The 25,478-nt window shown below is 58.7% G+C and carries 26 protein-coding genes; 12 read left to right on the top strand and 14 right to left on the bottom strand.

What is annotated here, in order from left to right:
- Positions 1-45: 45 nt before the first annotated feature.
- A complete protein-coding gene (locus AC6I6X_RS10795; RefSeq protein ID WP_497930532.1) occupies positions 46-1,065 on the top strand; it encodes a hypothetical protein in 1,020 nt (339 codons plus the stop codon).
- A gap of 48 nt (positions 1,066-1,113) precedes the next feature.
- Here AC6I6X_RS10795 and AC6I6X_RS10800 read toward each other — a convergent pair whose 3' ends face one another.
- Positions 1,114-2,496: a sulfatase-like hydrolase/transferase gene (locus AC6I6X_RS10800; protein WP_497930533.1), complete on the bottom strand. Its 1,383-nt coding sequence runs from the start codon at positions 2,494-2,496 to the stop codon at positions 1,114-1,116.
- A gap of 987 nt (positions 2,497-3,483) precedes the next feature.
- Here AC6I6X_RS10800 and AC6I6X_RS10805 point away from each other — a divergent pair.
- The 3 genes from AC6I6X_RS10805 to AC6I6X_RS10815 all read left to right on the top strand — a co-directional run bounded on the left by AC6I6X_RS10805 (position 3,484) and on the right by AC6I6X_RS10815 (position 7,341).
- The gene (locus tag AC6I6X_RS10805; protein WP_497930534.1) at positions 3,484-4,899 is read left to right on the top strand and encodes a sulfatase family protein; all 1,416 of its coding nucleotides are present in this window, start codon (positions 3,484-3,486) and stop codon (positions 4,897-4,899) included.
- 54 nt (positions 4,900-4,953) lie between these two features.
- Positions 4,954-6,633 (top strand): hypothetical protein, encoded by a 1,680-nt coding sequence (locus AC6I6X_RS10810; RefSeq protein WP_497930535.1) that lies wholly within the window; start codon positions 4,954-4,956, stop codon positions 6,631-6,633.
- A 468-nt stretch (positions 6,634-7,101) separates the two neighbouring features.
- Positions 7,102-7,341: an acyltransferase gene (locus AC6I6X_RS10815; RefSeq protein ID WP_497930536.1), complete on the top strand. Its 240-nt coding sequence runs from the start codon at positions 7,102-7,104 to the stop codon at positions 7,339-7,341.
- A 271-nt stretch (positions 7,342-7,612) separates the two neighbouring features.
- On the opposite strand, the gene AC6I6X_RS10820 is transcribed toward AC6I6X_RS10815, so the two are convergent.
- The gene (locus AC6I6X_RS10820) at positions 7,613-8,803 is read right to left on the bottom strand and encodes a glycosyltransferase family 4 protein (RefSeq protein WP_497930537.1); all 1,191 of its coding nucleotides are present in this window, start codon (positions 8,801-8,803) and stop codon (positions 7,613-7,615) included.
- 57 nt (positions 8,804-8,860) lie between these two features.
- On the opposite strand from AC6I6X_RS10820, the gene AC6I6X_RS10825 reads away from it, so the two are divergent.
- The 3 genes from AC6I6X_RS10825 (at position 8,861) to AC6I6X_RS10835 (ending at position 11,454) form a co-directional block, all read left to right on the top strand.
- The gene (locus AC6I6X_RS10825; protein WP_497930538.1) at positions 8,861-10,006 is read left to right on the top strand and encodes a glycosyltransferase; all 1,146 of its coding nucleotides are present in this window, start codon (positions 8,861-8,863) and stop codon (positions 10,004-10,006) included.
- Between the two features lie 801 nt (positions 10,007-10,807).
- On the top strand, positions 10,808-11,062 hold the full coding sequence (locus AC6I6X_RS10830) for a hypothetical protein (protein WP_497930539.1): 255 nt from the start codon (positions 10,808-10,810) through the stop codon (positions 11,060-11,062).
- A 140-nt stretch (positions 11,063-11,202) separates the two neighbouring features.
- Positions 11,203-11,454: a hypothetical protein gene (locus AC6I6X_RS10835; protein WP_497930540.1), complete on the top strand. Its 252-nt coding sequence runs from the start codon at positions 11,203-11,205 to the stop codon at positions 11,452-11,454.
- A 151-nt stretch (positions 11,455-11,605) separates the two neighbouring features.
- Here AC6I6X_RS10835 and AC6I6X_RS10840 read toward each other — a convergent pair whose 3' ends face one another.
- Genes AC6I6X_RS10840 through AC6I6X_RS10855 form a run of 4 tightly spaced genes read right to left on the bottom strand, consistent with a single transcriptional unit; the run spans position 11,606 to position 14,560 of the window.
- A complete protein-coding gene (locus AC6I6X_RS10840) occupies positions 11,606-12,517 on the bottom strand; it encodes a hypothetical protein (protein ID WP_497930541.1) in 912 nt (303 codons plus the stop codon).
- Positions 12,514-13,239: a DUF8168 family protein gene (locus tag AC6I6X_RS10845; protein ID WP_497930542.1), complete on the bottom strand. Its 726-nt coding sequence runs from the start codon at positions 13,237-13,239 to the stop codon at positions 12,514-12,516. Before AC6I6X_RS10845 ends, AC6I6X_RS10840 begins: the two co-directional genes overlap by 4 nt.
- Positions 13,236-14,126 (bottom strand): hypothetical protein, encoded by an 891-nt coding sequence (locus AC6I6X_RS10850; protein WP_497930543.1) that lies wholly within the window; start codon positions 14,124-14,126, stop codon positions 13,236-13,238. The genes AC6I6X_RS10845 and AC6I6X_RS10850 overlap by 4 nt, the downstream gene beginning before the upstream one ends.
- A complete protein-coding gene (locus AC6I6X_RS10855; protein ID WP_497930544.1) occupies positions 14,123-14,560 on the bottom strand; it encodes a DUF8112 family protein in 438 nt (145 codons plus the stop codon). Before AC6I6X_RS10855 ends, AC6I6X_RS10850 begins: the two co-directional genes overlap by 4 nt.
- Positions 14,561-14,679: 119 nt before the next feature.
- On the opposite strand from AC6I6X_RS10855, the gene AC6I6X_RS10860 reads away from it, so the two are divergent.
- Positions 14,680-14,922, top strand: coding sequence for a MarR family transcriptional regulator (locus tag AC6I6X_RS10860; RefSeq protein WP_497931279.1), 243 nt, complete (start codon positions 14,680-14,682; stop codon positions 14,920-14,922).
- Between the two features lie 9 nt (positions 14,923-14,931).
- On the opposite strand, the gene AC6I6X_RS10865 is transcribed toward AC6I6X_RS10860, so the two are convergent.
- The 4 genes from AC6I6X_RS10865 to AC6I6X_RS10880 form a co-directional block, all read right to left on the bottom strand.
- Positions 14,932-15,672 (bottom strand): hypothetical protein, encoded by a 741-nt coding sequence (locus AC6I6X_RS10865; RefSeq protein ID WP_497930545.1) that lies wholly within the window; start codon positions 15,670-15,672, stop codon positions 14,932-14,934.
- 83 nt (positions 15,673-15,755) lie between these two features.
- A complete protein-coding gene (locus AC6I6X_RS10870) occupies positions 15,756-16,394 on the bottom strand; it encodes a hypothetical protein (RefSeq protein ID WP_497930546.1) in 639 nt (212 codons plus the stop codon).
- Positions 16,391-16,660, bottom strand: a complete 270-nt coding sequence (locus AC6I6X_RS10875; RefSeq protein WP_497930547.1) for a DUF8136 domain-containing protein — start codon at positions 16,658-16,660, stop codon at positions 16,391-16,393. The genes AC6I6X_RS10870 and AC6I6X_RS10875 overlap by 4 nt, the downstream gene beginning before the upstream one ends.
- Before the next feature lie 218 nt (positions 16,661-16,878).
- Positions 16,879-18,099, bottom strand: coding sequence for a Cdc6/Cdc18 family protein (locus tag AC6I6X_RS10880; RefSeq protein ID WP_497930548.1), 1,221 nt, complete (start codon positions 18,097-18,099; stop codon positions 16,879-16,881).
- A gap of 303 nt (positions 18,100-18,402) precedes the next feature.
- On the opposite strand from AC6I6X_RS10880, the gene AC6I6X_RS10885 reads away from it, so the two are divergent.
- From AC6I6X_RS10885 to AC6I6X_RS10900, 4 genes are all read left to right on the top strand, one after another.
- Positions 18,403-19,029, top strand: coding sequence for an OB-like fold-containing membrane protein (locus AC6I6X_RS10885; protein ID WP_497930549.1), 627 nt, complete (start codon positions 18,403-18,405; stop codon positions 19,027-19,029).
- A complete protein-coding gene (locus tag AC6I6X_RS10890) occupies positions 19,029-19,544 on the top strand; it encodes a metal-dependent hydrolase (RefSeq protein ID WP_497930550.1) in 516 nt (171 codons plus the stop codon). The genes AC6I6X_RS10885 and AC6I6X_RS10890 overlap by 1 nt, the downstream gene beginning before the upstream one ends.
- Before the next feature lie 400 nt (positions 19,545-19,944).
- Complete coding sequence (locus AC6I6X_RS10895) at positions 19,945-20,439, top strand: hypothetical protein (protein WP_497930551.1); 495 nt, start codon at positions 19,945-19,947, stop codon at positions 20,437-20,439.
- Complete coding sequence (locus AC6I6X_RS10900) at positions 20,436-21,956, top strand: sodium:solute symporter family transporter (RefSeq protein ID WP_497930552.1); 1,521 nt, start codon at positions 20,436-20,438, stop codon at positions 21,954-21,956. Before AC6I6X_RS10895 ends, AC6I6X_RS10900 begins: the two co-directional genes overlap by 4 nt.
- Here AC6I6X_RS10900 and AC6I6X_RS10905 read toward each other — a convergent pair.
- From AC6I6X_RS10905 to AC6I6X_RS10920, 4 genes are read right to left on the bottom strand one after another with little or no spacing between them, the layout of a single operon-like run.
- Positions 21,943-22,410, bottom strand: coding sequence for a hypothetical protein (locus tag AC6I6X_RS10905; RefSeq protein WP_497930553.1), 468 nt, complete (start codon positions 22,408-22,410; stop codon positions 21,943-21,945). The two genes, AC6I6X_RS10900 and AC6I6X_RS10905, sit on opposite strands and share 14 nt — an antisense overlap.
- A gap of 25 nt (positions 22,411-22,435) precedes the next feature.
- Positions 22,436-22,816, bottom strand: a complete 381-nt coding sequence (locus AC6I6X_RS10910) for an AtuA-related protein (RefSeq protein ID WP_497930554.1) — start codon at positions 22,814-22,816, stop codon at positions 22,436-22,438.
- Positions 22,809-24,161, bottom strand: a complete 1,353-nt coding sequence (locus AC6I6X_RS10915; RefSeq protein ID WP_497930555.1) for an acyclic terpene utilization AtuA family protein — start codon at positions 24,159-24,161, stop codon at positions 22,809-22,811. The genes AC6I6X_RS10910 and AC6I6X_RS10915 overlap by 8 nt, the downstream gene beginning before the upstream one ends.
- Complete coding sequence (locus AC6I6X_RS10920; RefSeq protein WP_497930556.1) at positions 24,158-25,429, bottom strand: hydroxymethylglutaryl-CoA reductase, degradative; 1,272 nt, start codon at positions 25,427-25,429, stop codon at positions 24,158-24,160. The genes AC6I6X_RS10915 and AC6I6X_RS10920 overlap by 4 nt, the downstream gene beginning before the upstream one ends.
- Positions 25,430-25,478 lie beyond the last annotated feature (49 nt).

The following is a 25,478-nucleotide window of genomic DNA, read 5'->3' on the forward strand; positions in this document are numbered from 1 at the left end:
ATGAACAGAAAGCAAATCAGCTACAATAACATACATCTGATAACAATGAATGCATACGAGTCGAAAATAAAAGAAGCGATAAGTGATCCAGGTAAGGCCTTCACCTATTTGAAAGGTGCTATCTTAGGTAATACCTTCGGCTATCCGCTCACTCAGTACCGAGTTCGAGGACTTCCGGAGCAAACAAATTACGTGAGAAGACTGGAAGGGAACGACGATTGGTTACTAATCATCCTCGACGCGTGTCGGTACGATCGGTTCGCCGAGGTCTTCGACGAGTACTTCACCGGTAATCTCGAACCGATCTCCTCAGCCGGCTACACTACTTTCGAATACGTTCGCGAAAACTGGCCGGACTACCACGAAATCACGTACGTAACCGGGGCGGCACCGATTACGGCAGACGAGTTTGACTTCGATTCAGACCTCAAGCTGCAAGGTATCTCCGCCACGGGAGAGCAATTGAAGCAAAGATACGACGGATACCGCCCCGTTGATCACATCGAAGAGATCATCGAAGTCTGGCGGACAGACTGGGACGAGGATTTGGGCGTATGTCCCCCCGAACCGGTGACAGCGAAAGCACTGGAGCAGGCCGATTCTACGTCCCAGATGGTAGTTCACTACTTTCAGCCTCACGCCCCTTTTATTGGGGATAAAAAAGCACTGACCGATCGCGAGAATATCGCTCAGAGACTTCGTGGGGGTGCGATCGGTGGCGGAGAAGTCTGGTCGCAGGTCCGAAGTGGAAACATCTCTCGTGATGAACTCTTAGAAATGTACGATTCTAACTTAGAGCGAGCACTGGACAGCGTCTGTTATCTCCTCCACAATACAGACTTCGAGAAAGTAGTCATCATGGGGGATCACGGTGAAGCGCTCGGTGAACTCGGTGTATTCGGGCATGGCCTTCCACCGCATCCGAGTATCCGAGTCGTCCCGTGGGCTGAGATCACGGGCGTCTCTCACAATCCTGATGTTGACGAGACGAAGTTCGAGAATAATGAATCCACTATTGATACGAGTGTGAGCGATAGACTGAAACAACTCGGTTATATCGAGTGACGTCGAAAACCGTATAGCTGGAACTATAGAATAATCGTACTACTATCTCTATCCCAGATAGCCCAGATCGCGGAGATGCTCTTTATCCACGCTCCCCTCTACGTCGATATCGGAGTCCTCGAGCGGTCCTCCGTAGTCACTACTGACATCTAATAGCTTTTGCCACCCAGAATCGTCCGTGGGTAGTTCGACTTGTTCCCCCTCTTCAAACGTCGAAATGATGCCTCCTTTTTCCACCTTTCCTTTCTCATTAGACAGATGGATATTTCGACTGCGATCCGGATTTCGAACCCCGGAAATCTTCCGTCCAGAATCGTCTCGAATGGACCGGTAAATCGTGTCTGCAACAGAAACCGACACTGCATATTCGCGAAAGAGATCCTCCGGTTGAGACCCACCCTCACCGCTCGCGGTGTCAGGCGCTGGCGCACCTACGCTCTCGAGAATCGTGGGCATGAAATCGATCAGACTGACCTGATCGTTGAGGGTCTCCGCTGGCCAATCGGGTCTGGCGATGATCAGAGGAACGTTCAAAATATCGTCCCAGAAGGCCGGAGGATGATGCCCCATCATTCCATACGTCTCAGGAGAGAGACATTCCCCGTGATCAGCCGTGAAGGCTAATACGTCGCGGTCCGGGACAAAGTACTTTTGACTTTTTATTTCCCTTATAAATCGCATGACTTCGTCTCGTAGGTAACGGCATGACGCCTCGTAGGCGGTAGCGACGTCTTCAATCTGATCTACACTCAGTCCATCCCCGTTGGATTTGATCGCAGAACGGGTGAACTGGCCGATTTCAGACCTTCCCGAGACCGTATTAAAGGACTCAGCCTCCAAATATTCGCTTGGTGGCTCATATGGGTGGTGAGTGTCCATATAGTGAATCCAGATAAGCGTGGGTTCGTCATCCGCACTCTCCAGCCAGGAGAGTGCATCGTTATGAAGTTCTTCTGCCTGCCGATAGAGCGTCTCTTCGGAGGAAAGAGAACCGACTAGAGGCTTGTAGACGGAGAAATATAGTTTCTCGATGCCATCGAAAGCCGGCTCAAGCGGGCTGTTTTTGATCTTCCGACCCACTTCCTTCTTGAAGGATTTTCCACCCTGATCACCGCCTCCGAAACCTCGATCGTAATTGTATTCCTCACCAAAGAGATAGTTGTCAGACCACATCGCCGTCTGATAGCCCTCTCTCTGCAGTGTCTCTGCCAGGGTTTGATATTCAGACGATGACGGGAGGCCGACTGCGGGCAGTTCATCGGCATAGACTCCCGACGAGAGAACTGGCATTGCGGACTTCGTCTTCGGTGCACCAGCAATCGCTTGAGTGTAATTCACGCCATCAACTTCGTCGGCTATCATTTCGGCGGCATTACTAAAGTATTTGTAATTTAATGAATCTGCTGTGAGAACAAAAACATTCTGATTCATACTATATCTATCAAAAGACCCGCGCATCCTATAAAGTGTAATGGTTCAAAATAACTAGACTTGATACTCTCAATTGCTGATCTCTGTACGTCCGTTGATCGAATGTGAACTTGGCAGTTACATCGATGATCGTCCGCGACAGCCGTGGAAAAAGCCTATGTAGACGAGATTTTTTCAAGAGAGTGGCGCGGCCGCACCAGTTCCGTTGCTCTGCCGTGATCAGTGGATTGAAATTTGTTTTCAATTGGCTGACAAAGCAGCCGTCGTTCTCGTCGATCAACGCGAAGCGACGATAGATGTAGAAGTCGAGACCGAATAGGAACAGCCGTCCCCGCAGCCAGTTCCCCGTCCGGAACTGGCTGCTCTCGTGGATTCGTTCGTCGGTGAGGTTGAACTGTGTGATTGTCTATTTGGTGAGGTTATAGACGGCGCACAGCTGTACGCTGGATGAGTCAATTGGGTTGCTGGAAACTCCGCGAGGAGACGACGCTACCTGAAGATGGTTGCATCGGCGACCAGCGTATCGCGGAACTGACCAAGTTGTGGTGCGATGGTGTTAGGAACCGCGACCTTTTCAGACGCCTGCGTGATGATGTCGCACAAGAGATCACGGAGTTGTAGCGTAAAGCGCTCGTAGAACTGGAGCGCACGACGATCTGGTTCGTTATTGCTTGATACGTCCGCTGAAACGCGGCAACAGAGCGATCTTTGCCATCTATGGCAGAGCCCAAAAAAAGCGTCCAGACGAGCATCGTGATATTGATCTTCAGGTCACGCTTAATAGTATCCCGCGCGTTACCTTCGGTAATCTGGAAAGAGGGAATTCAATCGACGTCGTATGAGTGATGGGGAGAGTTCAGATATCACAACATCTCCCTACGCAGTTTCTGAAGATAGCCTCATCACTGGAACGCCGTCTTCGTGTTCTAACCCTCAACCGGACATAGATGCGGTAAATAGAAGTCCCCCTATTAATAACCAGCTATCATGCCTACTGTCAGTCCCCGACCAAATATCGTCTGGATTACCTTAGAAAGTATCCGGGCAGACCATACATCACTTCACGGCTACCATCGGCGAACGACCCCTGAACTGGAGCGGATTGCAGGCACAGATACTGGATTGAACTTTGAACACTGTTTCTCCCATGGGACTTTTACAGCCTCATCAAGCGCATCAATGCTTACGGGTACGTTCCCTTCTCGCCATGGTGTAGGACTCGTCAATGAGTGTGTTCCGGATAATCTTAACACTGTTGCAGAACTTTTGTCAAGTATAGGTTACCAGACTGCTGCAATAAACTCAAATCCACAACTTGGTCCTGAGCGAGGAATGGATCGCGGGTTCGATGATTATATCTTTTTCCAACCAAAGACTATCTTCAAAGACCTTGGACCGCGCGCCTTCATAAAATATATTTTTAATATTCGGTCTCGAGGCGGAGGCCTCTCGTTACAGCAAACCCACCATGGGGCAGCCTATATGATGACATCAGCAATCAACCAGAAGATCAACTCTAGCACGGACTCTGATTCACCGCTCTTCTTATACGCTCACTACCCGGATTCGCACCATCCCTACACTCCTCCGCTTCCTTATCTGGAAGAGATGACGGACAGGATGTCTATATCTGCGGAAGAGGCTCGCGAAATATCCATCAGAACATCCGACACACTATATGAAACGATCGCAAACGGCTGTGATCTGTCGGAAGAAGAGTTGGTGGCACTTCGTGCTGCTTATGACGGAGAAATCAAACATATTGACCAGTGTATCGGAGAGGTATTCGATTTTGTTCAAACCCTCGAAAGCGACCGCGATACGGTCTTTGTCATCGTCTCCGATCACGGGGAATTGTTCGGCAAAGAAGGCCTGCTGGCTCACAAATTCCTCGTTCATGACGAGTTGACACACGTCCCATTGGTTACCCATGGAATCAAGGACATTGCCCACCAAACAGACGAAATTGTACAACCGGTCGACATCATTCAAACACTCCTTAGTCAAATCAGGGCAGACACTTCGCAACTTCAAGGCCTAGTCCTCCGAGAAGAGACACGAGATGTGGCAGTTTCAGAACGAGGCGGAGAAAATGGGCAGGATCAACTGGATCGGTTACAATCTATAAACCCACACTTTGACATCTCCAGGTTCCACCAAACAACGGTCAGATCCCTTCGAGATCATGACTACAGATATCTCCAGAGCAAGGATCGACAGGAATTGTTCAAGGTCGGTAACGAAGAAGTGGACATCTCAGAGGAGCATCCTCATATTGTCGAAGAATTTGAAGACAAACTACGTAAGTGGGAAGACGAATATTCGAACCTTGCGGGAAAAGCTAAAGGGGAGATTTCAGAAGACATGAAAGAACGACTGGAGGACCTGGGATACGTAGCATAGCGAGTGTTAAAACATCGAAGGGTATACTACTGCTGCAATCTATATTTGCTGATAATGCGCATGGTGAAAGCCGCAGTAAGCGTTGCCTTTCTCCTCTTTAGCTTGGGCATCGTTGCTACAACAAAGACGGGTTCACTATATCCCTGGATTATCGTCGGGACAGGGGGAGGACTGGCTGCTATCGCGACTACGCTCGTGTTCAATCTCGATCGGCGCTCATTTGTTATCTTGCTTGGGACAGTCGTGACTTTTGCTGTCCTGTACCGCGCTTATACCTATACGTTCCCAGCAACTCTTGTAGGGATAGACACGCACGATTTCGCTATCTGGCTGGAACAAATACTTGAATCAAATGCGTTAGAAAACAGTTCAGCGCCAGGATTCTATATTGAAGCTCCTTTATATCTTATACTCAGCGCAATTGGGTCACAGGTAATCGGCTACAAGGCCTCAACCGCATTTGTCTTGATGTCAATCATCATCGGTGTCGGAACTGCTTTATGGGGAGGTGTGATCGTCAATCGATGTGTCACGAGACGTGCCCTTAGTTCGGCGCTCGCAGCGGCAATTGCGAGCGGGTTCATTGCAGCTTCGATTCGTACCGGTTACTGGCCCATTGCTCAGTCGCTCGCCGCAATTTATTTCGTGACTTTCATCTATGTCATGGTGGACTACGTTGGCGAGTTTGATCTACGACATTATGTCCTGGGTACCCTTTTACTAATTGCGCTCGCAGCAACGCATAAACTCGCACTCATTGTTGTCATTGCGGCGCTAGCGTATATTATTCCGCTCACGATTCTGTTCTCGTACCGCAACAAAATCCCCAACCGAGTGGTTTCGGCAATGATTGGGGCGGGCATTCTGAGCAGCGTCTTTCTATACGCTCAGATGACGAGTACCGGTTATATCGTTAGTATAGTGTACCGTATAATGGCGTTCTTCAACGATACCGAAGGAATAGAGCAGATGTCACCGACGGCAGCTGTTCCCCCAATGGATCCTTTGTATATGAGTCTCCATAGTGTCGGTTATGCCCTTATCCTGATGGCGATCGCCGGGGTTGCATGGCTCATTCTCCTAACTCATCATCCTAAACGCGAACACATTGTCCTGTTAGGAACAGCGGCCGGCATCGTGTCGCTCGGAATCCTTGGAATGGTTGTTGGTGAGTTTGGATTCAAGAGGGCCATGGAGTATGGCGGTGTTATTTTGGTTGCTCTTATTATGGTAGCGATCAGCGTATGTTATGAACGGAGAACCATCCGAGTACCGCAACCAATCTTGATAATAGGAGTGGTAACTGTCCTTCTTGTCTCCTCTCTTGGGGCTCCAGCAGCTGCTCCTGACTACAGCAATTATCCTCGAGACTACCTAACTGCCGCTGAGGGTCAAACAGTTGAATTCGCGAGTTCGCATGCCGATGGAGAGGTCTATTCAGACTTTCTAACGACGCTGGTGGGTACACCAGAGGGGCTTCCTGAAGAGCAAAGACATCCGTCCTACCAACTAGCAGATAATAAACACTTGAATGGAGAAATTATAGACGGGAAGTATGTCCTATACCGTCCGACTGTTGATGTCTACGATGCTGGATCGCTGTTTCTGGAAGCACCGGCGTATCGACTAACTTGGGATCCTGAAGAGGAATATAAGAGATCGTATCATCAAACGTATTCCAGCGGAGAAGGGGTTATTTACATGAATCAAACTGAACATCCGACGACACAGTAGTGAATCAGATATAGTAAGAAAAGAGCTATCATATCTGGATTTGCAGTTAATGATATGAATAGGACGGCTATTAGCATTTGCAGACGCATTGGGATACGTTGTATTTTCAAATCGATATATCACTCGTTTTGTCACACTAACCCTCCCATCAACTAATACTTGGACCACATACAATAACTGAAATTTCAAGCAAATCGTCATTTGATATCTCTTCATATTTCATGTTCGGTTCAATTGAGAAAGGAGCGACCCATATCAACCTTGGCCGGTCAAAACTGTCGGTTGATTCTAGTGCATCAGTGACCGTCCCCTCATCCGAAGGAGCTGCTCGGATCAGCCCATGTTCTGTGCTTCATGTCGAGGGGGGATTTCTCGATGGGCAATTCATATGTGAATTCGCATTCGCGGATTATCTGCGAGGATAGCATCATCATTGGAGACAATTGTGCGATTGCCTGGAAATTCGAAATGCTTGAATCAGACCGCCATCAGTTAATTATTGATGGAGTTAAGCAGGAGAAGACAGCACCGATCGAAATCAAGGACAAGGTCTGGATCGGTCATGATGTGTCTGTGGGAAAGGGGGTAACCATAGGGGAGGGTTCAGTTGTAGCAAGTAACAGTACTGTTGTTCATAATGTGCCCCCAAATACACTTGTTGCAGGGACTCCAGCAGAGGTTATCCGCGAAAATGTAAAGTGGGAATAACCAAAATTTGATTTCAACTATATATCACATAACCTATTGGCAGGACGATATTGGAAAATTCCACATAAAAAAGAATAGAATCATAGTAGGTATAACTACAAAGAAAGATGACCTATACCTTGGTGCTGTACTAGACAATGCTAAAGACAATGCTAATTATCTAGATTAATGAGAGTACAGTAACCCCTATCAAGATAGACTTTTTCGATCTGAAGTTATATGTTATTAATACATAAACTCTCCAATCTGACATGATAAATATATAATTGTATTATGTTTCGTCGATTATCGACGAATGTATATTCATCATCTTATCAGCGTGTGCACTCCAAGTCCACCCCTTTTCACAAAGTCTCGCCAATCCGTTCTCACCCATTCGTTTTCTCTCGCTATCATTAACAATCAATTCGTTCAGAGCACGTGAAAGTGACCGCGGATCTTTCGGTGGAATGAGGATTCCTGTCTCACCGTCGTTGACCTGTTCGGGTATCCCAGACACTTCAGTACCGACGACAGCAGTCCCACTCGCCATCGCTTCGTAGACTACGTTTGGTCGGCCTTCAGCGTGACTGGGCAACATTAGGATATCGGCAGCCGTGTACCATCGTCGGAGTGCTAATGGAGGGACGTTCCAGAGGACGCTGTATGAGTCGTGATGACTGTCTTTTAGGCCCTCAAGTAGTTCATCTCGGAGTTCACCGTAGTGACCCACGAAGACGAACCGTACCTCCTCGCTCTTGATATCGTCAAGAGCCGCAATGATCTCGTGGATCCCTTTCCGTTCGGTAAACCCTCCACAGAAGAGAATGACAGTTTCGTCTTCGTTGATCTCTAATTCATCGCGGATTTCGTCCCGTCGATCTGTGGGATACCAGTCGGGATTAGCTCCGTTTGCAAGCGTGCTAACTTTGGAACTGTCGACGATATCGCTCGCGATTTCAGCGAGCGAATCGCTAACACAGAATATGTGCGAAGATTCCTCAAGAACGGTATCGACTTTCGCCCGAGCGATCCGAGACAGGGAATCGTAGTTATTGAGAATCTTTCCGCGCCCCATCACCGTGAAGGGGATATTGTGCTCCCTCGCATAGGGGAGAAGCGCATACCCGTCGTAGTGAATATGGCCGGCGTGGAGGATCTCTGGTTCGTCGAAATTTTCCTTTAGAAATTTGGGTAGTCGGCTAGATATCGAGCGAGCAGAAAGGGTATATCGAAAGATCTTCTGGGGGATCAGGTATGCGAACCGAGGATAATGTACGGTATGGGAGTTATAGGTATACTCGGAGGGGATGTTTCCGAACTCCGAGTACGGACCGAAAGGTGGAGCGAACGGCCGAGGAGATACGACATCGAGGTCGACACCGCTGTTCCCAACAGCCCGTATCGAACGAAAATTGAAGAGACCCATATACGGATTGTACGGGTCAGGATGATTAACCGCACTTACAATTGCTGAGTACATATAGTCGGATAAATGTCCAAAACCATAAAACGGTTCGCTTTCGAGTGAATAAGTAGAATGAGTTATCACGTCGCGATTTTTTCGCCTGATCTCAATCTAGGCGGTGCTCAACGCGTCACGATAAATCTGGCAAACGGGCTTTCAAACAGGGGTCACGATGTCGATCTCGTTCTGCCGATGCGGATCGGAGAACTCTTTGATGACGTTTCTGAATCAGTCAATATCGTCTTTCTCAGAGACGACGTATGGCCCGTGATCGGATCCCTGAGAAGTGTTTCAGAATATCGACAATACTTAAATCGGGAACGGCCGGACGTGGTTCTCTCTCAGCGTACGCACGGAAACGTGATCTCCATACTAGCTGGAAAGACTGCCAGACACCGACCCCCTGTCGCCGTGACTGAACACACTTGGTACAACCGGGCCGACAATTTAAAAGATAGAATAAATTTGTCTCTCTCCAAGGTCCTGTATAATCGATCCGATGCGGTGGTCTGTGTTTCGGAAGGCGTAGCTCGTAGCGTTCACGCGACGGCAGGTGTGTCGAAAGAGAAACTGAAAAAGATCCACAACCCGCTGGAAATCGAATCGATAGTACAGCAGGCGTCGGAACCACTCGATCACGCCTGGTTCAATGATGAAGATGTTCGAGTTATCCTCGGGGCAGGTCGGCTTGAATCAGTGAAAAACTTCTCGCTGCTTATTGAGGCTTTCAGAGAAGTCTATCGTGAAAACGAGAAAACCAGATTGGTCATACTCGGGGAAGGCAACGAACGAAAATCGCTCGAATCGAAGATTGAGACGTATGGGCTCGAAGATGTCGCCGAGTTACCCGGTCACGTCGACAACCCATACAAATACATGAGAAATGCGGATGCGTTCGTTCTCACGTCGACCTACGAGGGCTTCGGAAACGTCCTAATAGAAGCGATGGCGGCCGGTTGTCCGGTCGTCTCGACGAATAATTCGAGCGGACCGGTCGAAATACTGGATAACGGGACATACGGAACTCTCGTCGAAAGGGACACGAATCACGTAAGCGAAGGTATCGAGCACGCTCTGTCGGATCCGGTCGATTGGGAGAAATTACTCGAGCGGGCGTATGATTTTGCACCGCAAACCATTCTCGACGATTATGAGGAATTGATATGTAATCTTATCCAGCGACGAATTTCAAAACGATCCAGAGATCTTCACAACTGAGGTTGTACTTAGTATACCCCCTGGAAAAGATTCTGCCGCCCCAGATATAACCGAGCGATTAAAGTTACTCCTTAGCCGACTGTTCCTCCTAATTTCGACTCTGTCGTCAGGTTCGCACGTTTGGAATATTCAGCCGTGGTCGTCACCCAAGGCATACGTTTGAGATTCGGGTGAATTACGCCCTTTGAATTACCGTATAACCCGACCTTTTCCATGTGTTTAAACCTTTTACGGCTGAAAATAACGAACAATGGCCAGATCTACGACATTATCCCGTCCTGCAAGTATTGCTCGATCAGTCATGTGGCCCGGGGCGGTGCAGCAAGAAGTTCTTCGAACTCGTGTTTCTGATCAGCACGCCACTCGGTATACGCGGCACCGTCTAGCTAATTCGGTTTGAGGAACGAATAGGTCGTGGAGTTAATTTGGAATGACGCTCGTAGACCTGCTCAGCGAGTTCTACCCGGCGTAATTTGATGAACTTGAGAGCATTCTTTGAACGGGTCACGTGCCCACTCGGCCATCTCGCGCTCGCGTATCTCTGCTACCGTCTTTGCTCCCGCTTCCGTACTGACACACCGGCAGCGCACGGCCCGGTATTCGCCGTTCTCTCCGCGAGCCAAGTCCCCGATCTCATCGACAAACCATTGGCGTGGTACCTAGGAATTCTCCCGACGGGACGGGCGCTCGCACACTCGCTCCCGTTCCTGATTCCGGTTTCGCTCGGACTCTTTTTTCGTACTTCGATACGACCGCGTTGACTACGCGGTTGCTTTCGGGATCGTTGCGTTCTCACACAGCTTGCTCGATATCGTGACGCTGCTGTGGGCGCCGTACTCGAGCACGCGGTTCCTCTTCTGGCCGCTGGTTCCGGTCACGGTTCCGACGGTGGACAGCGGGCACCACCCACCGTTGGGAATATTCTACGTAGTCTCGGAGATCGGGTTTGCGAGGCTGGTGCTCGTCTGCTGGCGGCGAGACGGCTATCCGGGGTTGGCGCCACTCCGGCGCCTCGTCGGGCGGCTCATCGCGGTCTCGTCCCGGCCCGACGCCTGACGAAGTCGTTATGACTGGCCGTCCGGTTTCCGTCACGAACTTCTGACAGAAACGTTCCGATCACTAAGTGTCCGGCAAGCAGATGAACACTTTGCCTCGCGTCCACTCGCGAGGGATTTGACATTACATTCGCGAAGACGATGGCCGCAGACTGTACCGTCATCGCGGCGGAGCGTCGCGAGTCCGCCGCCTCTGAAGTGATCGGGGACGCCGGCTTCCTGGCATCGCCAACTGTCGACGCTGTCGCTGGTGTTGTCGAGCGTGCTCTCGCAGGAGAACGACCGTCCACAGATCCCATGACCCGAGCACAACAATTCGACTGGGATACCGTCACTAAACAGGCAGAGGAGGCGTATCACCGTGCAATCGACGGCACTTGGAAGGACTCGTAAGAATCACTCGACGGTGAGCGGCTAAAAACTAACCCGAAACTTAAGCAGAAGAATTCGAGTGGGAGACTCTCGCCGATCAAGCAGAACAGTGTTATTTCTTGTTCTTAGTACGATCATCTTTATTCAGTTGACTGTGTATGGCAGTTTTCTATTACTCTCTCGAACAGGTCTCCTCGTCCGGTGGCTCGAGGGGTTTCACTCGCAGTTCGCCGAACCCGTACTTCGAGTGACTGCCAATCCGGAGGAGACCGCTCTTCGCAGTCTCCACCGGTCGATCGCCCGCATACCCCATCACTTGCCCGTGATCTATCGTTTGGAGTCGGTACTCCTCGCGTTGCTCCAGTATCTTCTCCTCGCGTTCCCGGAGTTCGACGCGGTCTTCCGCCCACCACCACGGAACGTCTTGGCCGTGGGCGTTCGGATACTCCGACTCCAGCACGAACGGCGTCACAAGTTCGAGGCGATACCTCTCGCCATCTTCCAGCCGCGAGTAGTCCAGTGCCTCGAGATCGACGACCTGCGTGTCTTTCAGGCGGGTGATGCCGTAGCCGTAGTTGCGCTGTCCGCCGAACTGGAGGCCATCGAGGGCGCTTTCGTCGACTGGGAGGACGTCATCACGGTCGGCATGGAAGTAGGCGGTGATGTACCACTTCGTGGTCTGCTGCTGTTTCTGGGCCTCCTCGGGCTTCCCTATGATCGTCTCGTGGGCCAGCGCCGGATGGCCGTTCTGGATACGGATGCCGTGGGTGTTCAGCGCGCCTCGCGGCCGGGAATCGAGCAACCACGAGTGTAATGGCTGTCGCATCAGGAACAGATCGTCATAGGACTCGACGTCTGGAAGCCCACCTCCGAGGTACGGCCGAGTGCCGTTTTGAGAGTGTTCATCGGGGAATGTTCCGAACTGGCCGGGGACGAAGACGCCGTGGCTCGCATGGAGCTGGTGATAGACGTCGTGTGGGAGATGCTGGCCAAGCGCATGCAGGATGGCGTTTCCACTCACGTAGTACGGATGGCCGATGTAATCCATCTCCAACTTCCAATGAACCTGCTGAATCCGCGTCACCGTTTGAACGCCTCCTGAAACTCCTCGAGATACTGTAACCCGGTCGACCACGCCCGGACGCGGCGCAGATTCGCATCCAACACCATCTCGAACTTCTCGTCGTCGACGGCGAGCGGGTGTGCCGGCAAGCGGCTCCACGTTGCGGCCCACGACCGCGACGGCTGCGTGCCGATCGAAGCGGCCGGCTGTGGCCCAGGTTCCGCATCGAGGCGCAACGCGAAGCGCTCGCCGGCGAAAATCGTGCGGTGGGGGACGATCTCAGCCGCTGGATCGACCACGAACTGGAGGTCACTGAAGTCGTGTCCCTGCTGGTAGTTGGCCACCAGCGCGGCCACGAGCAGGGTGTGATACTTCAGCGAGGTGTACGGGTAGTAGACCGACTCGTTGAACAGCGCCGCGACGTCGCTCGTGAGCCACGCAGTGTGCATCGCGGTCGGGTCCGTTTCCGTCAGGAGGTCGCGCACAGCGTCGGAGAGCCGCCAGTCCGAGATATCGGTCGCCTCGATCGCGGGTTCACCAGTCAGCAGCGACAGTCGGTGCGGCGACGTGTGATTGGCGATCGTCGGCGCCGGCGTACCGGGTGGTCGACTCATGCGCGCCGCATCGTGATCTGCGCCGTGGGGGACCGGCCGGTTGACCGGCACGCCCGCAAACGTCGCATCGGCGTGTTCGTGGGCCTGTCCGGTCAGTTTATGCGCATCGTGACGGTAGATCTCGATCATCCTTCACCGTCCTCCGGATGATTCTCGAGTCGTTCCTGAAGCGCCTCTTCGGCGGCTGGTCGGTAGGTCTCGGTCCACTCGGCGTCTTTCTGGGTCATCGTGTCCGTTGTGCCCTTCCCACGATCGAAGACCCGGTTAAGTTCGCGGTCGTCGTAGAGCGGATTGAGGAGTTCGCAGTCGACGATCCCGGCCCCGAAGTTGCGAGACCCGCCGAGCTGGTGCATATACTCCGTGTTGTGAGCGTCGAGAAACTCGACGGTCTCGATTAACAGCCCGAGGAACTCCGGTTTCAGCGTTCGAAACGAGAGGTGCCAGCAGCCGTCCAGATTGGCGACCGCATCCAGTTCGACGTTCCGGAGCGGCTCGCGCTTGTCTCCGGGGTTGCGCGAGACAACGTTCCTGTTCACCCGCCGATAATGGGCCTCAGCCTCACCACGCGGGTACTCCACGCTCGATCGGACGGGCGAGAACTTGATCGGGCGGCGCATCAGTTTCCCGGGAATCCCCTCGAAGCCGCCGAACAGATCGAAGATGACACAGCCGTCATCGCCTTTCGGGTTATCGACGCACGCACCCTTCTCGTGGTACCCGGCTTCAAGATCACGCTCGTACACATCTGCCTTCATGAAGTTCGCGTTCGACTCGCCGGGATGACAGGCCGTGTGGCCGTGCTGTTGGACGACCCGCTCCATGCCGTGGCGGAGCCAGCCCGAGAGCGGATAGGCAGGAATGATGCCGCCGATCTGGTTCTGCGGATCGTCGGCCTCGTAGTTCGTATTCGACGCATGGTGGCGATCGGTCAAGATCGACCCACCCACGACGAGCAGGTCACACTCGAGCCGAACATAGACGTCTGTAAGATCGGCCATTGGGAGGTCGGTGGTCATGGCGAGCAGCCCTCCTCCGCTGGACTGTGAGCGCGGGCCGCTAATTCTGTGAGACACAACCGATGGCTGCGTGACGTCGGGAACGTGATCGTCCCGAGGCGGCCACCCACGAGGAATTCCACTGTACCTAGCGTTGGCGACCGAATTCGATCTGGCGCGCAGCCGTGACAGAACACTCGTGGAACGTCCCACTGCCCGGAGTCAGCAGCGCGGTACGCGTACGCAAACACGATGTCGGTCTCGTGCAGTGGCGCCCCACAGCCGATGCAAAAAGCGGTATCGGGTTCGGGCCCGACGGGATGACCCGTCAGAACCTGCACCAATTCATTCTTTACGTGATAGTCTTTAGTTGGCATTGCTTCTCCTCCTGAGAAGCGCGGTTCGGTGTGCCAGCACCGAGCCACAGCGGTTCTGCGGCGATCCACGCTTCTCATACAGTTCTAATTCGCCCTCCTACTTAGTATTTTGCTAAACAAAATGCTTGGCTGTACACTAAGTTGATTGTTTAGAATATGGTGTAGTATTATGTTCTGTGATGCAAGAGACGCCACTAATGGTTAATCGGAACTACGAGCCGAATGATCGAGAAGAAATCATCATCGAACTGTTTAAAGAAGGCAGAGAAACCGATGAGCCATGGGGACGTGCAAATCCACAGTTCTTTCGTGAACAAACGGAACTCGAAAAGGGCCAAGTTGAGTACGCTCTCCGAAATCTCACCAATGCGGGATGGATTCGGCGATTAAATAAGGGAGGGTTATACGAATTCGTCGAGGATCCACGCGACGAGAGCTAATTCAGTATTCTACTGCCATTGAGGATTTTTCTTGGGCAGCGCTTGGGGCTTCGTGTCTCCTCTTACCTTGCGAGCACAAGCGCTCGCCACCGCGGTACTCCCCGTTGGCCGCCGATCGAGCCCGTGCGTAGGCGGCGCCGCGTCCCGTCCGTGAAGCCCGGACAGGCTTGCCGGCCCGGCTTCCCGCCCGGCGACGCCCATACAGGCGTAGCGCAGCGCGTCGAGGCAGTGATCCTGCGCGACCGCTTTGCCGACGTGCTCTTTCGTGTCGCTGAGGAACTCCCGGATCAGGTGCTGGCAGCGCTTCGAGATCAACAGCCCAACCGCAGGGCTCTCGGCTGCGTCCGATTCGGGGGCCGACAACTGCTCGCTCGCCCACGAGACGTGAGCGCTCTCCGGCGTCCCGGCCAGGATCACTTTGGCCCGGTTGGCCACGCCGAGGTTCCCCTCGGCCTCGAGGCGCTTGCACACCTCGGCGATCCCGGCGTCGAGGGCCGTCGTCGCCTCCGCGGCGGCGTCGCCCACCCGCCGGAGTGGGTCGACGGGAGCGGGGTCGTGCTCGCAGGAGACGCGGCCCGCGGGCCGGTCGCCGGCGGCGAGCCAGGCGCGGCCGTCGTCGATGTGGGCCTCGGACTCGTCACACGCGTCGCGGACGACCAGCTGGTCGAGCGGCGTCCGGCCGAACGCGAGCAGGACGACCGGATCCGGCCGGCCGGCGTCGGAGCCGTACGCCCGCCCGTTTGGCCCCACTAGTGGGCCACGTTGGGACGTGCCGCCGCGCAGCCCGACCGCCAGCCGGGCGTTCGTGCCCACGTCCGCCGGTGGGCGCCACCTCACGACTCGGTCCAGGTCGCGGCCCGCTCGGCATAGACTTTATCGGCGATATCGTCGATCGAGCGTGGCGCTGTCTCGTCGTCGGTGGCCTCGCACAGGGCGGCCTCCGCCCGCTCACGGAAGCCGGGATACGCCTCGAGGTGCTCCGACAAGGTTCGAACGAGCGGCGGCCCGTGCGGATGGAACGCCCCGAGCCACGTCGCCAGGTCGACGCCCAGCACGTCGGTCGCGAGCCGGTCGTACGCCTGGTAGTAGATTGCGCAGTCCGCGTAGCAGTCGGCGACCGTCTCTTCGCTGACCTGGAGCGGCACGGGCTCGGGCGGTTCCGCGTCGGCCAACAGCCCCCAGAGGCGCTGTTGGCACCAGCGTTGGTGGACCCCCCAAAACCGAAGCCACACCCTCTGGAGGTCGTACAGCGCCTGCATCGCCTCGACGGTGGCCAGCCGGAAGCAGCGCTCGAACGCGGGATCCAGTCGGGGGGAGCTGCGGGTCGGACAGGTCTCGAACAGCCGATCGAGTTGCGTCGGTTCGTCGGCGGCAGCCGCCTCGAGCGCGAGTTGGAGGCGCTCGGCGTGACGCAGGGCTGCGAGCTGCGGGCGCAACTCCTCGAGGCCGGATTCGACTTGGCGCTTCGTCATGGCGCTCGCTCGTCGAGGTCGGCCGCCCGGCGGAGGAGGTCGAGTTCCGTGGCCATCTCGTCGAGGTCCTCGTCTTTCAGGAGCTTGCGGTACTGCCCCGCGAGGTAGCCCAGCGCGCGGATCCACTTGATCTGCAGTTCCTGTTCCTCGACGGTCTCGGCCTCGGTGGCCGCGATCCGCGTGTGGGTGTCCTCGATGGTGTCGGCGAGGAGCGCAAGGACGTCCTCGCGGTCGGTGCGTTCGGCAGAAGAGTTAGTCGATTCCATAGATGATGTGAGAGCTGCCGCCGGCCCACCGGCATGGGCTCACGTGGCGACAGGGGGCGACCGTTGACGGCCGGCGGCAGCTCATACGTATCGGTTCGGGAGAAACCCACTTTAATTTGCCGGGACCCAAAGCATCTGTGGTCGTCGGGCCGGCCCATCTCTGCGAATATCGAAGCGAAAACGGAGGTATGCGGCCATCTCGGGGTTCGCGACCCGACTTAACTATCGAACGCAGTGGCGAGATACGACGAGTCCGTGGCGTACGGTTCGATCGCCTCGCGGACCCACTGGGGGTCGAACGGCGTCTCGATTTGCTTGACGCGGCCGTCGCGCCCGCGGGACTCGAGCCACGTCTCGACGAGCCCCATCGTCTCGAGATCCGTGACGACCGTCTGGATGGTGCGCTCGCCGAGGCGGAGGGCGGCGGGGTAGGCGTCGGTCTGCAGGAGGGCGTGGATCTCGCGGGTCGTCACGGGCTGTTTGATCTCGCCGGCCCGATCCCGGCCCGTGATGGCCGTCAGGACGACGAAGTGGTTGGCCGGCAGGGCGAGCAGTTTCTCGATGGTGGCCTCGCGCTCGGTCGTCTCGAGGTTGGCATCGATGCACTCGCGGGTCACCCGGTCGAGCCCGCGTTCGGTGGCCGTCTCGCCCGCCTGGCGGAAGAGGGTCAGTGCCTTGCGCGCGTCACCCCAGCGCCGGGCCGCTTCCCGGACGCCGTACTGCTGGACCTCGGCCGGGAGCGCGCCGTCGCGGAACGCCCGCTCGAGGCGCGGCGCGAGCACTGCGTCGAGATCAGCAGCGTCGTACGGCGGGAAGAAGACCTGTTCGTCGCTCATCGCGCTCTCGACGCGGCTGTCGAGGCGCAGATCGACCTCGAGCAACTCGTTGCTCACGAGCCACACCGAGAGGTCGATGCCGCGTTTACGTTTGCCCTCGCCACGGAGCAGCCGGTAGAAGAAGTCGGTCGGATCGTAGTTCACGTCCTGGCGGAGGTGATCGATCTCGTCCAGGAGGAAGACGGTCCAGTCGGGGTAGTCCTCCAAGGCCGTCCAGATCGCGTCGAACACGCCGTCCAGGCCCTCGTAGGCGCCCTTCTTCTCCCCGGTGAGTGCGTAGAGGAGCTCGTTGGCGGCGCTGAAGATGGTCCGACACTCCTTCAGGTTGACGTATTCGACGGCCACGGCATCGTGGCGCGCCGCGAACGCCGTACAGAGCCGCCGCGTGGTGAGCGTCTTGCCCGTCCCCGGCGGGCCGTAGATCGAGACCGTCGCCGGGAGGTAGCCCTCGTGGACGCCGGTGAGGACCGTGGCGAGCGCCTGTTCCTGGGCGGGGCGGGGGACGACGTCGTCGGGATCCGCGAGGGGATCGAGCGCGCCCTTCGCAGCGAACACCGAGTCGGCCGTCGCGACCGCATCGAAGAGGTCGTCGTAGCGTGACATCGCCGATCGTGGCTGGTAGGTTCCAGCCGAAGTACGAGTGTGTCTGTGGGCGGCGGCGGGATAGGCCTATCGGGACCAAGGCACACTGTGCCCGTCGCTCGGGTAGGCGTGGCGGACCGCTCGCGCCTGGCTGCTCGCCAGGACAGGCGCTCGCTTGTCGCGTACCGCCCGAGAGACGGCCGGGCAGACGACCGCGCGGCTTCCCCTCGCGTCGGGCCACGAGTCCAGTACCCATGGACGGCCGGCGGTGCCACCCCTGCGATATCAGAAGCCTCATGGATCGGCTTCCACTCGGTTCGAGCAATGCCGTCGAGCGAACCGATCGGCCAGCGCGGCCGCCTCGTCGTCACGGCGGTGCTCGTCGTCGGCCTGGCTGGATTGCTGCTCTGGGCCGGCACGCTCCCCGCGTATGATCGATCGCTAAACGATTATCCGGACGTCGACAGTGCCGGGCCGGCCCCCGAGACGTACGTCGGCGAACGCGTCGTCCTCGACGGCGAGGTCGTCGCGACCGAGCCGATCGTGATCGAAGCGCGCTATCACGACGGATCGCGACGGTTCACGCTCGCCCACGCCGCCGGGTCCGTCCAGAACACGGACAAGCCGATCGAACTGGGTGATGAGGTCCGCGCGTTCGGCACGCTCGAGGAGCCGTCGACGCTCGCGACCGACCGGGCGATTGCGCGGGCCCCCTGGGAGGCACAGTACATGTATCTCGTTTCGTTTTTCGGGGGCTGTCTCGCGCTCGGCTGTTTCCTCCGGCGCTGGCGGTTCGACCGGACCCGCCTCGCGTTCGTGCCGCGCGAAACTCCGCTTTCACCCCGCGGCCGCCAGCGGTCCCTCCGAGACGATACCACGGCGAGCGAGCCGAAGCCCCCTGCGGAAGAGCCGCCGCCGAATCGATCGGCATCGGATCGGGGTGAGCCCTGATGCCGGATCTCCTCACCCACGTGCTCGTGGGCTATATGCTCGGGACGGTGCTCACGATTACAGACGAGCGGGTCGGCCCCGAGTCCGTCCCCCTCGTAATGCTCGGCGCGCTCTCGCCGGATTTCGTCAAGATCAGACTCCTGCTGCCGAACGACACCGTGGAAACGCTGCTCGGCGTGCCGTTTGCCTGGACGCCGCTCCACACCCTCGGCGGCTCGGTCCTCGTGGTCGGCCTGGGCGCCCTGCTCGTCGCGCCCGACCACCGCCGGCAGGCGATCGTTCTCTTCGCGCTCGGGGCCGTCTCCCACCACGCGCTCGACGTGCTGTTACTGACCGTGACCGGCTATGCCTACCCCGTGCTCTGGCCGCTGTCGGGCACGCACGTCCCGGCGCCGAACCTGTATCTCAGCAGCGATCGCTGGCCGGCCCTCGTCGCGGGCCTGGGGGCGGCGCTCGTCTGGGCGCTTGCCCGTCGGCGCCGCGACGGGTCCGCCGAGCCGTCGTCGGCCGACTGAGAGGGCCGCCTACGCCGGGCTGTCAGTAGAACCCAGACTGGTCCCCGCATCACGATCGCCACCGGGCTGAGCACAATCGCTTCGCGTGACGAGTACGCGGTTCGCCAGCTTGTGCAGCCGAACGATCGGCCCACCCAGGACACCATCTGGACGGGCATCACGCCTAGTGTCAGTGGGGCTTCGATGCGGGCGCCCCGAGGGTGTGATCGACAATCGTTTGAGCTGCTTCCGTGGCCCGTCGAGACCGCTACCCCACACTCGCCGATTGAGCGGAGGCGATCGCCGCAGACGTTATCGATCGCTGTCAGAACCACGCCGGATTGGCCCGCTATAGTCTGATTTGAAGAAAGTCACCCAAAACATATATATTATATTAATTGCTTGTTATGCGTGATCGCCAATGTCTACCACCGTCAAGTTCGACACCGACAAGTACGTCCTCGGCGCGTTAGCGGTGCTCGTCGTCATGCTCGTGGCGATGGTCACCGGTGGCACCGTCGGCCAGATCACCTTTTCGATCGGTACCGTCCTGTTCTTCGCGCTGTACCTGTTGATCGGGACACAGTCGTCCGCCAGACGTCACGGCCCGACGCCGTTCGTCCTGCTCGCGACGGGGCTCGTGCTCATCCTGGGGGTCGGCTTTGCGCTCCTGTGGTACTTTCACTTCCAGAACCCGGCGTACACCGATCCGACCTACTGGTTCGGGTTTCCGCGGGCGACCGCCGTCGTGGTCTACGCCCTCTGGATGCCCCCGGCGCTGTATCTGATGTTCGCGTACCCGTACCTGTTCGAGACGTACATCTGGAACGACGACCAGGCCGCGGAGTTCCGGGAGCTGAACGCCAAGCCGGCGGCCGCCGTCGCCGATGGCGGCGAGGAGGGTGAGGACCGATGATCGGCGCGGACGCCCTCCTGCAGACCGACCCGACGGAGGCGATGAACACCGTGATCGTCGGGATCGTCGTGGTCTACCTCCTCGGGATTGCGGCGATCGGCCTCTGGGCCGCCCGGAAGACCGAGAGTACGGCAGATTTCCTCGTCACCGGCAAGCGCTTCGGGATCTGGGCCGTCGCGTTCGCCGCGTTCGCGTCCGTCATGAGTGGCTTCGGCTTCATCGGCGGGCCCGGCCTGTTCTACAACGGGGGCTACGGCTTCCTCTGGATCACGATCGCGGCGCCGCTGGCGTTCCCCCTCTCGTGGTTCGTCCTGGGCAAAAAGATGCGGCTCATGGCCGAGATCCGGGACATCCTCACCATTCCCGACGCCGCCTACGCCCGCTACGAGAGCGAGACGGTGCGCTTGCTCGTCGCCGTCTCGGTCCTGCTCGGCGTCATCTCGTATCTCGGCGTGCAGTTCCTCGCGATCGCGTTCATCCTGCAGACGGTCCTCGGCGTCAGCGAGGTCGTCGCGCTGACGATCGGCCTGCTCGTCATCGGGGTCTACACCGTCGGCGGCGGGATGATCGCCGGCATCTACACCGACCTGATCCAGGGCGCGATCATGGTCGTCGGCAGCATCGCCGTGTTCGTCATCGCGCTCCGGGCTGGCGACGGGTTCACGCAGATGAGCCAGGACATCGCCCAGGCGAGCCCCGAGTTCGCCGGCGCGTTCGGGGCGTTTCCCGTCCTGCTCGGCCTCTCGTGGTTCTTCCTGTTCGTCGTCGGCAACTCCGGGCAACCCCACATGGCGCACAAACTGTACATGATCCGGGATACGAACCTCCTGAAATGGGGCGCGCCCATCGCCGCGCTCTCGTATTTCGCCGCCTCGCTGATGATGCTCGCCCTCGGCGTCGGGATGCGCGCGTTCGTCGAGACCGGCCAGTTCGCCGCGCTCGAGAACCCCGACAACGCGGCCCCGATCTTCCTCGTCGAGTTCACCCCGGCGGTCCTCGCGGGGATCGTGCTGGCCGCCGCCGTCGGCGCCGTGATGAGTACGAGCGACGCGTTCATCAACATCGGCGCGGCGAACCTCGCCCGTGACATCCCCGTGAGCCTGGGGTACGAATACGAGAGCGACCGGGCCGAACTCCGGGCCCACCGGATCGCCACCGCCGTCATCATCGTCGGCTCCGTGTTGCTGGTCTACTACGTCGAAATCCTCGTCGGCCTCCTCGGCGTCGTCGGCTGGGGCCTGTTCGCGGCGGCGCTCGTGCCGTTGCTCGGCGTCGGGCTCAACTGGCGTGGAGCGACCACGGAGGGCGCGATCGCCGCCGCGGCGGTCGCGCTCGTGCTCAACCTCGGGCTCGCCGTCGCCGTGACGTTCTATGACTTCTCGCTGTCGACCGGCGCCGCCGTCGAAGCGCTGACGCTCATCGTCGCGACAATCGTGATGATCGTCGTGAGTCTGCTCACCGACTCCAACGCCCGCGCCGAGATCGCCGCCGACGTGCGACGCGTCATCGACTCCTGACCGGCTCACTCGTCCGGTCCCCATCCACGACCACGGGCACCGACGGATACAGTGCGGCGACCTGCGCTGCGAGCGGGTCGACCTCGTGGGCTCTGGCAGGGTGGTAGAAGGTCCGGTCTCGTTCGGCAGTTCTGAGCACGAGTTTCGGCTTGCGAAGGAGCGAGCCGCTTCGCACCCGAATCTCGCGGAGGGCAGAGGCCGGCGTCGCCTCGTGGCGCTCGTCCGCGAGGATGCGCTCCGCGGGGCGGTCGCGATACTCGGCGCCGAGCTCGTGTGCCCGTTGCTCCCGGCCATCGCGTCGGAGGAGGAAGGACTTGTAGGAGTCGCCGGCGAAGGCGTAGATCACCCGCTCCGGGTCGAAGAAGAGTTCGATGTGTTCGAACGAGCGCGGCGTGACGCGATACCACTGACTGGCCCAGACCCGCTCATCCGGTGCGCCGTCCTCAGCTGTCATAGCGGCCTGTTAGCAGGGCCCCGTCCTATAACCCACGCCCCTCCGCCGGCGCAGCCGTCTCCGGCTCCCACGCCGGCAACTCGAGCTGGAGGATCGCCGCCGCGTACGTTTTCCCCTGCGTATCGTACCGGATGCTTGCCTGCCCGCCGCCGTCCAAGGCGTCCGTCGCCACGAAGTTGAAGCCGCGAATGTTCGGCAGCGCGTAGCGCGTCACGGCTCCCTCGACGAGGCCGTCCAACCGGGTCGCCACGACGGCGGCCGTGAGCTGGGCCTCGAGGCGACGGTAGGCCGCCTCCGTGTCCGCAATGACGCCGATATTGAGCGTATTGGCCTTATCCCCCGAGCGGGCCCTGGCGAGTTCACTGACACGCACCGGCCGTGTCGGAACTGCGGGGTGCTCACTCATCGACGGTCACCGTGGGGGTGGCTGCGGCTTTCGGAACCAGGGTCGGCCACGCGTCGACGATCGGCCGGGGACTCGGTCGTCCCTGATCGGTCAGTCCAGCGACCGACGGGGGGCCGGCTAGCGACAGCGGCGCAAACTCCATCCCCAGCCGCTGGAGGTCGTCGCGGTTCTCGCCCCGGGCCGCAAACCGCAGCATGATTTCGTTGTAGGTCTCGCGGTCGGGTGCTGCCGGGCCGTGCGTCGCGTTGTGGCCGATGTACTCTGCGTTCGTCTCCGTCACCTCGAGGCCGAGGGTGTCGATCCGCTCGCGTAGGATCTCGGCTGCGTGTCGGGCTTTCTCTAGCGCGTCCGGGGCCGAGTACAGCAGATTGCCGGCGAGTTTGTAGCCGGCCCGATGGTGGACGCTCACCTTGTACGTCTCCGGCGGCGCCCGCCCCTGGACGCCGGTCACGCGGACCGCGTTCGGTCCGACGGCCTCGAGGGTTGGTGTCGTAAAGTCGGCGGTGACGTCGGGGGTCAGATACCGGGTTGGATCGCCGATCTCGTAGACGAGTTGTTCGGCGACCGTAGCTGTGGAGACCGTCCCGCCCGTGCCGGGTGGTTTGGTGATCCGGATCGCGCCATCGCCGTCGACGGCGGCGATCGGGTAGCCGATGGACGCGAAGTCAACGTCGCGCCACCCCTTCGAGAGATTGCCCCCGGTCACTTGCGTCCCACACTCGATCAGATGCCCGGCCACAACGCCTGCGGCCAGGCGGTCCCACTCGTCTCGTTCCCAGCCGTGGTCGGCGATCAGCGGACCGAGGACGAGCGCGGGATCGACCACCCGGCCGGTGATGACGACGTCCGGGTCGTGCGCGAGCGCCTCGGCGATCGGAAACGCCCCGAGATACGCCGCGGTGGCGACGACGTCCTCGCGAACCGCATCGAACGACTCGCCGGTATCGGCGTGGACGAGGCCGTCCGGCACGGACGCGTGGATGGCGTCCAACTCGTCGGTGAGGTCGTCGCCGGCGACAGTGGCGACGGTGACGTCGAGGTCGCGCGCCGCGGCCCGGTCGCGCACCGCCGCTGCACACCCCGCCGGGTCGAGCCCGCCCGCGTTGGTGACGAGGGTGACGTCGCGCGCGAGGGCCGCCTCGAGAGAGTCCTCGACGACGTAGCGGATAAAATCGGTCGCATAGCCCGGCCGATCGTTCCGGCGAAACTGATCGAGTAGCCCCATCGTCACCTCCGCGAGGTACTCGAACGCGAGGTAGTCGAGGTCGCCCCGCTCGAGGAGGGGGCCGGCGGCATCGGGGCGGTCACCCCAAAACCCGGCGGCACAGCCGATGCGCACGCTCATGTGAGCTCGTCGATGAGGGCTTCCGCCCGGTCCTGCCTGACGGCATCCTCCGCGACCATCCGGCGAGCGACGTCGTCGACGATCTCCGCGGGGGCGCCGGCCTGCGTCGCGATGTTTTTCGCGTGCAGGCTCATGTGGCCCGCCTGGATCCCCTCGCTGACGAGGGCCCGGAGCCCGCCGAGGTTCTGGGCCAGGCCGACAGCGGCGAAGACGCCCGCCAGCTCGTCGGCGGAGTCGACATCGAGCAGTTCCATCGCCGCTTGGGCGACCGGATGGAGCCGGGTCGCCCCGCCGACGGTGCCCACCTGGATCGGGAGTTCGATCGAACAGGCGAGGTTCCCCGCCGCGTCGACCTCGTAGCTCGTGAGCGGGCCGTAGCCGTCGCGAGCGGCGTACGCGTGGGCGCCAGCTTCGATCGCCCGCCAGTCGTTCAACGTCGCCGTCGCGACGGCGTCGATCCCGTTCATGATACCCTTGTTGTGTGTCGTCGCGCGGTAGGGATCGGCCGCGGCGAACGCCCAGGCGTCGACGATGCGATCGCGCACCGCCTCGCCGTCGAGCGCCGTCTCCTCGGATTCGAGGGCGGCGGGCTCGATGGTGCAGGTCGCCCGCGCGAGGCGGCGATCTGCCAGGTTCGAGAGGATGCGCAGGCTCACGTCGCCGCCGGTGAGCCGTTCGATCTCCGGGGCAAGCGCCTCCGCCATCGTGTTGACCGCGTTGCCACCCATCGCGTCGCGGACGTCGACGATCAGGTGGACGACGAGCATCTCGCCGCGTGGCGTCTCGACGACGCGGACGGCCACGTCTTCGCAGCCGCCGCCGTGGTCGACCAACACCGGATCCTGCTCGTTCGCCAGGTCGATGAGCTCCTCCTTCGCGCGGAGGACGGCGATCTTCGCGTGGTCCGGGGCTGTGACGTCGGTCGCCTGGATCTGGGCGATCATCTTCGGCCCGCTCACCTGCGTCTCGAAGCCGCCGGTGGCGCGCGCCATCCGCGCCGCGTAGGAGGCGGCCGCAACGACGCTCGTCTCTTCGATCGCCATCGGGATCAACCGGTCCGTGCCGTCGATTCGGAAGTTCGTCGCCACGCCCAGCGGGTACTCGAGCGTCCCGATCACGTTCTCGCTGACGTCATCAGCCGCGTCCAGGCCGAGTCCAGTCCCGCGGATGCGCTCGATCGCCTCGTCGGAGAGGTCCGCCCGGCCCGCGACCTCGGCGAGGCGGTCCTCAACATCGAGTTTGTAGAACCCCTCGATTCGTGAATCCATACACTTCGGTGGTTAGCCTGCCCACAAAGTCGTTACGTAACTGGCAGTC

The sequence above is a fragment of the Halosolutus sp. YCN4 genome (assembly GCF_059736495.1).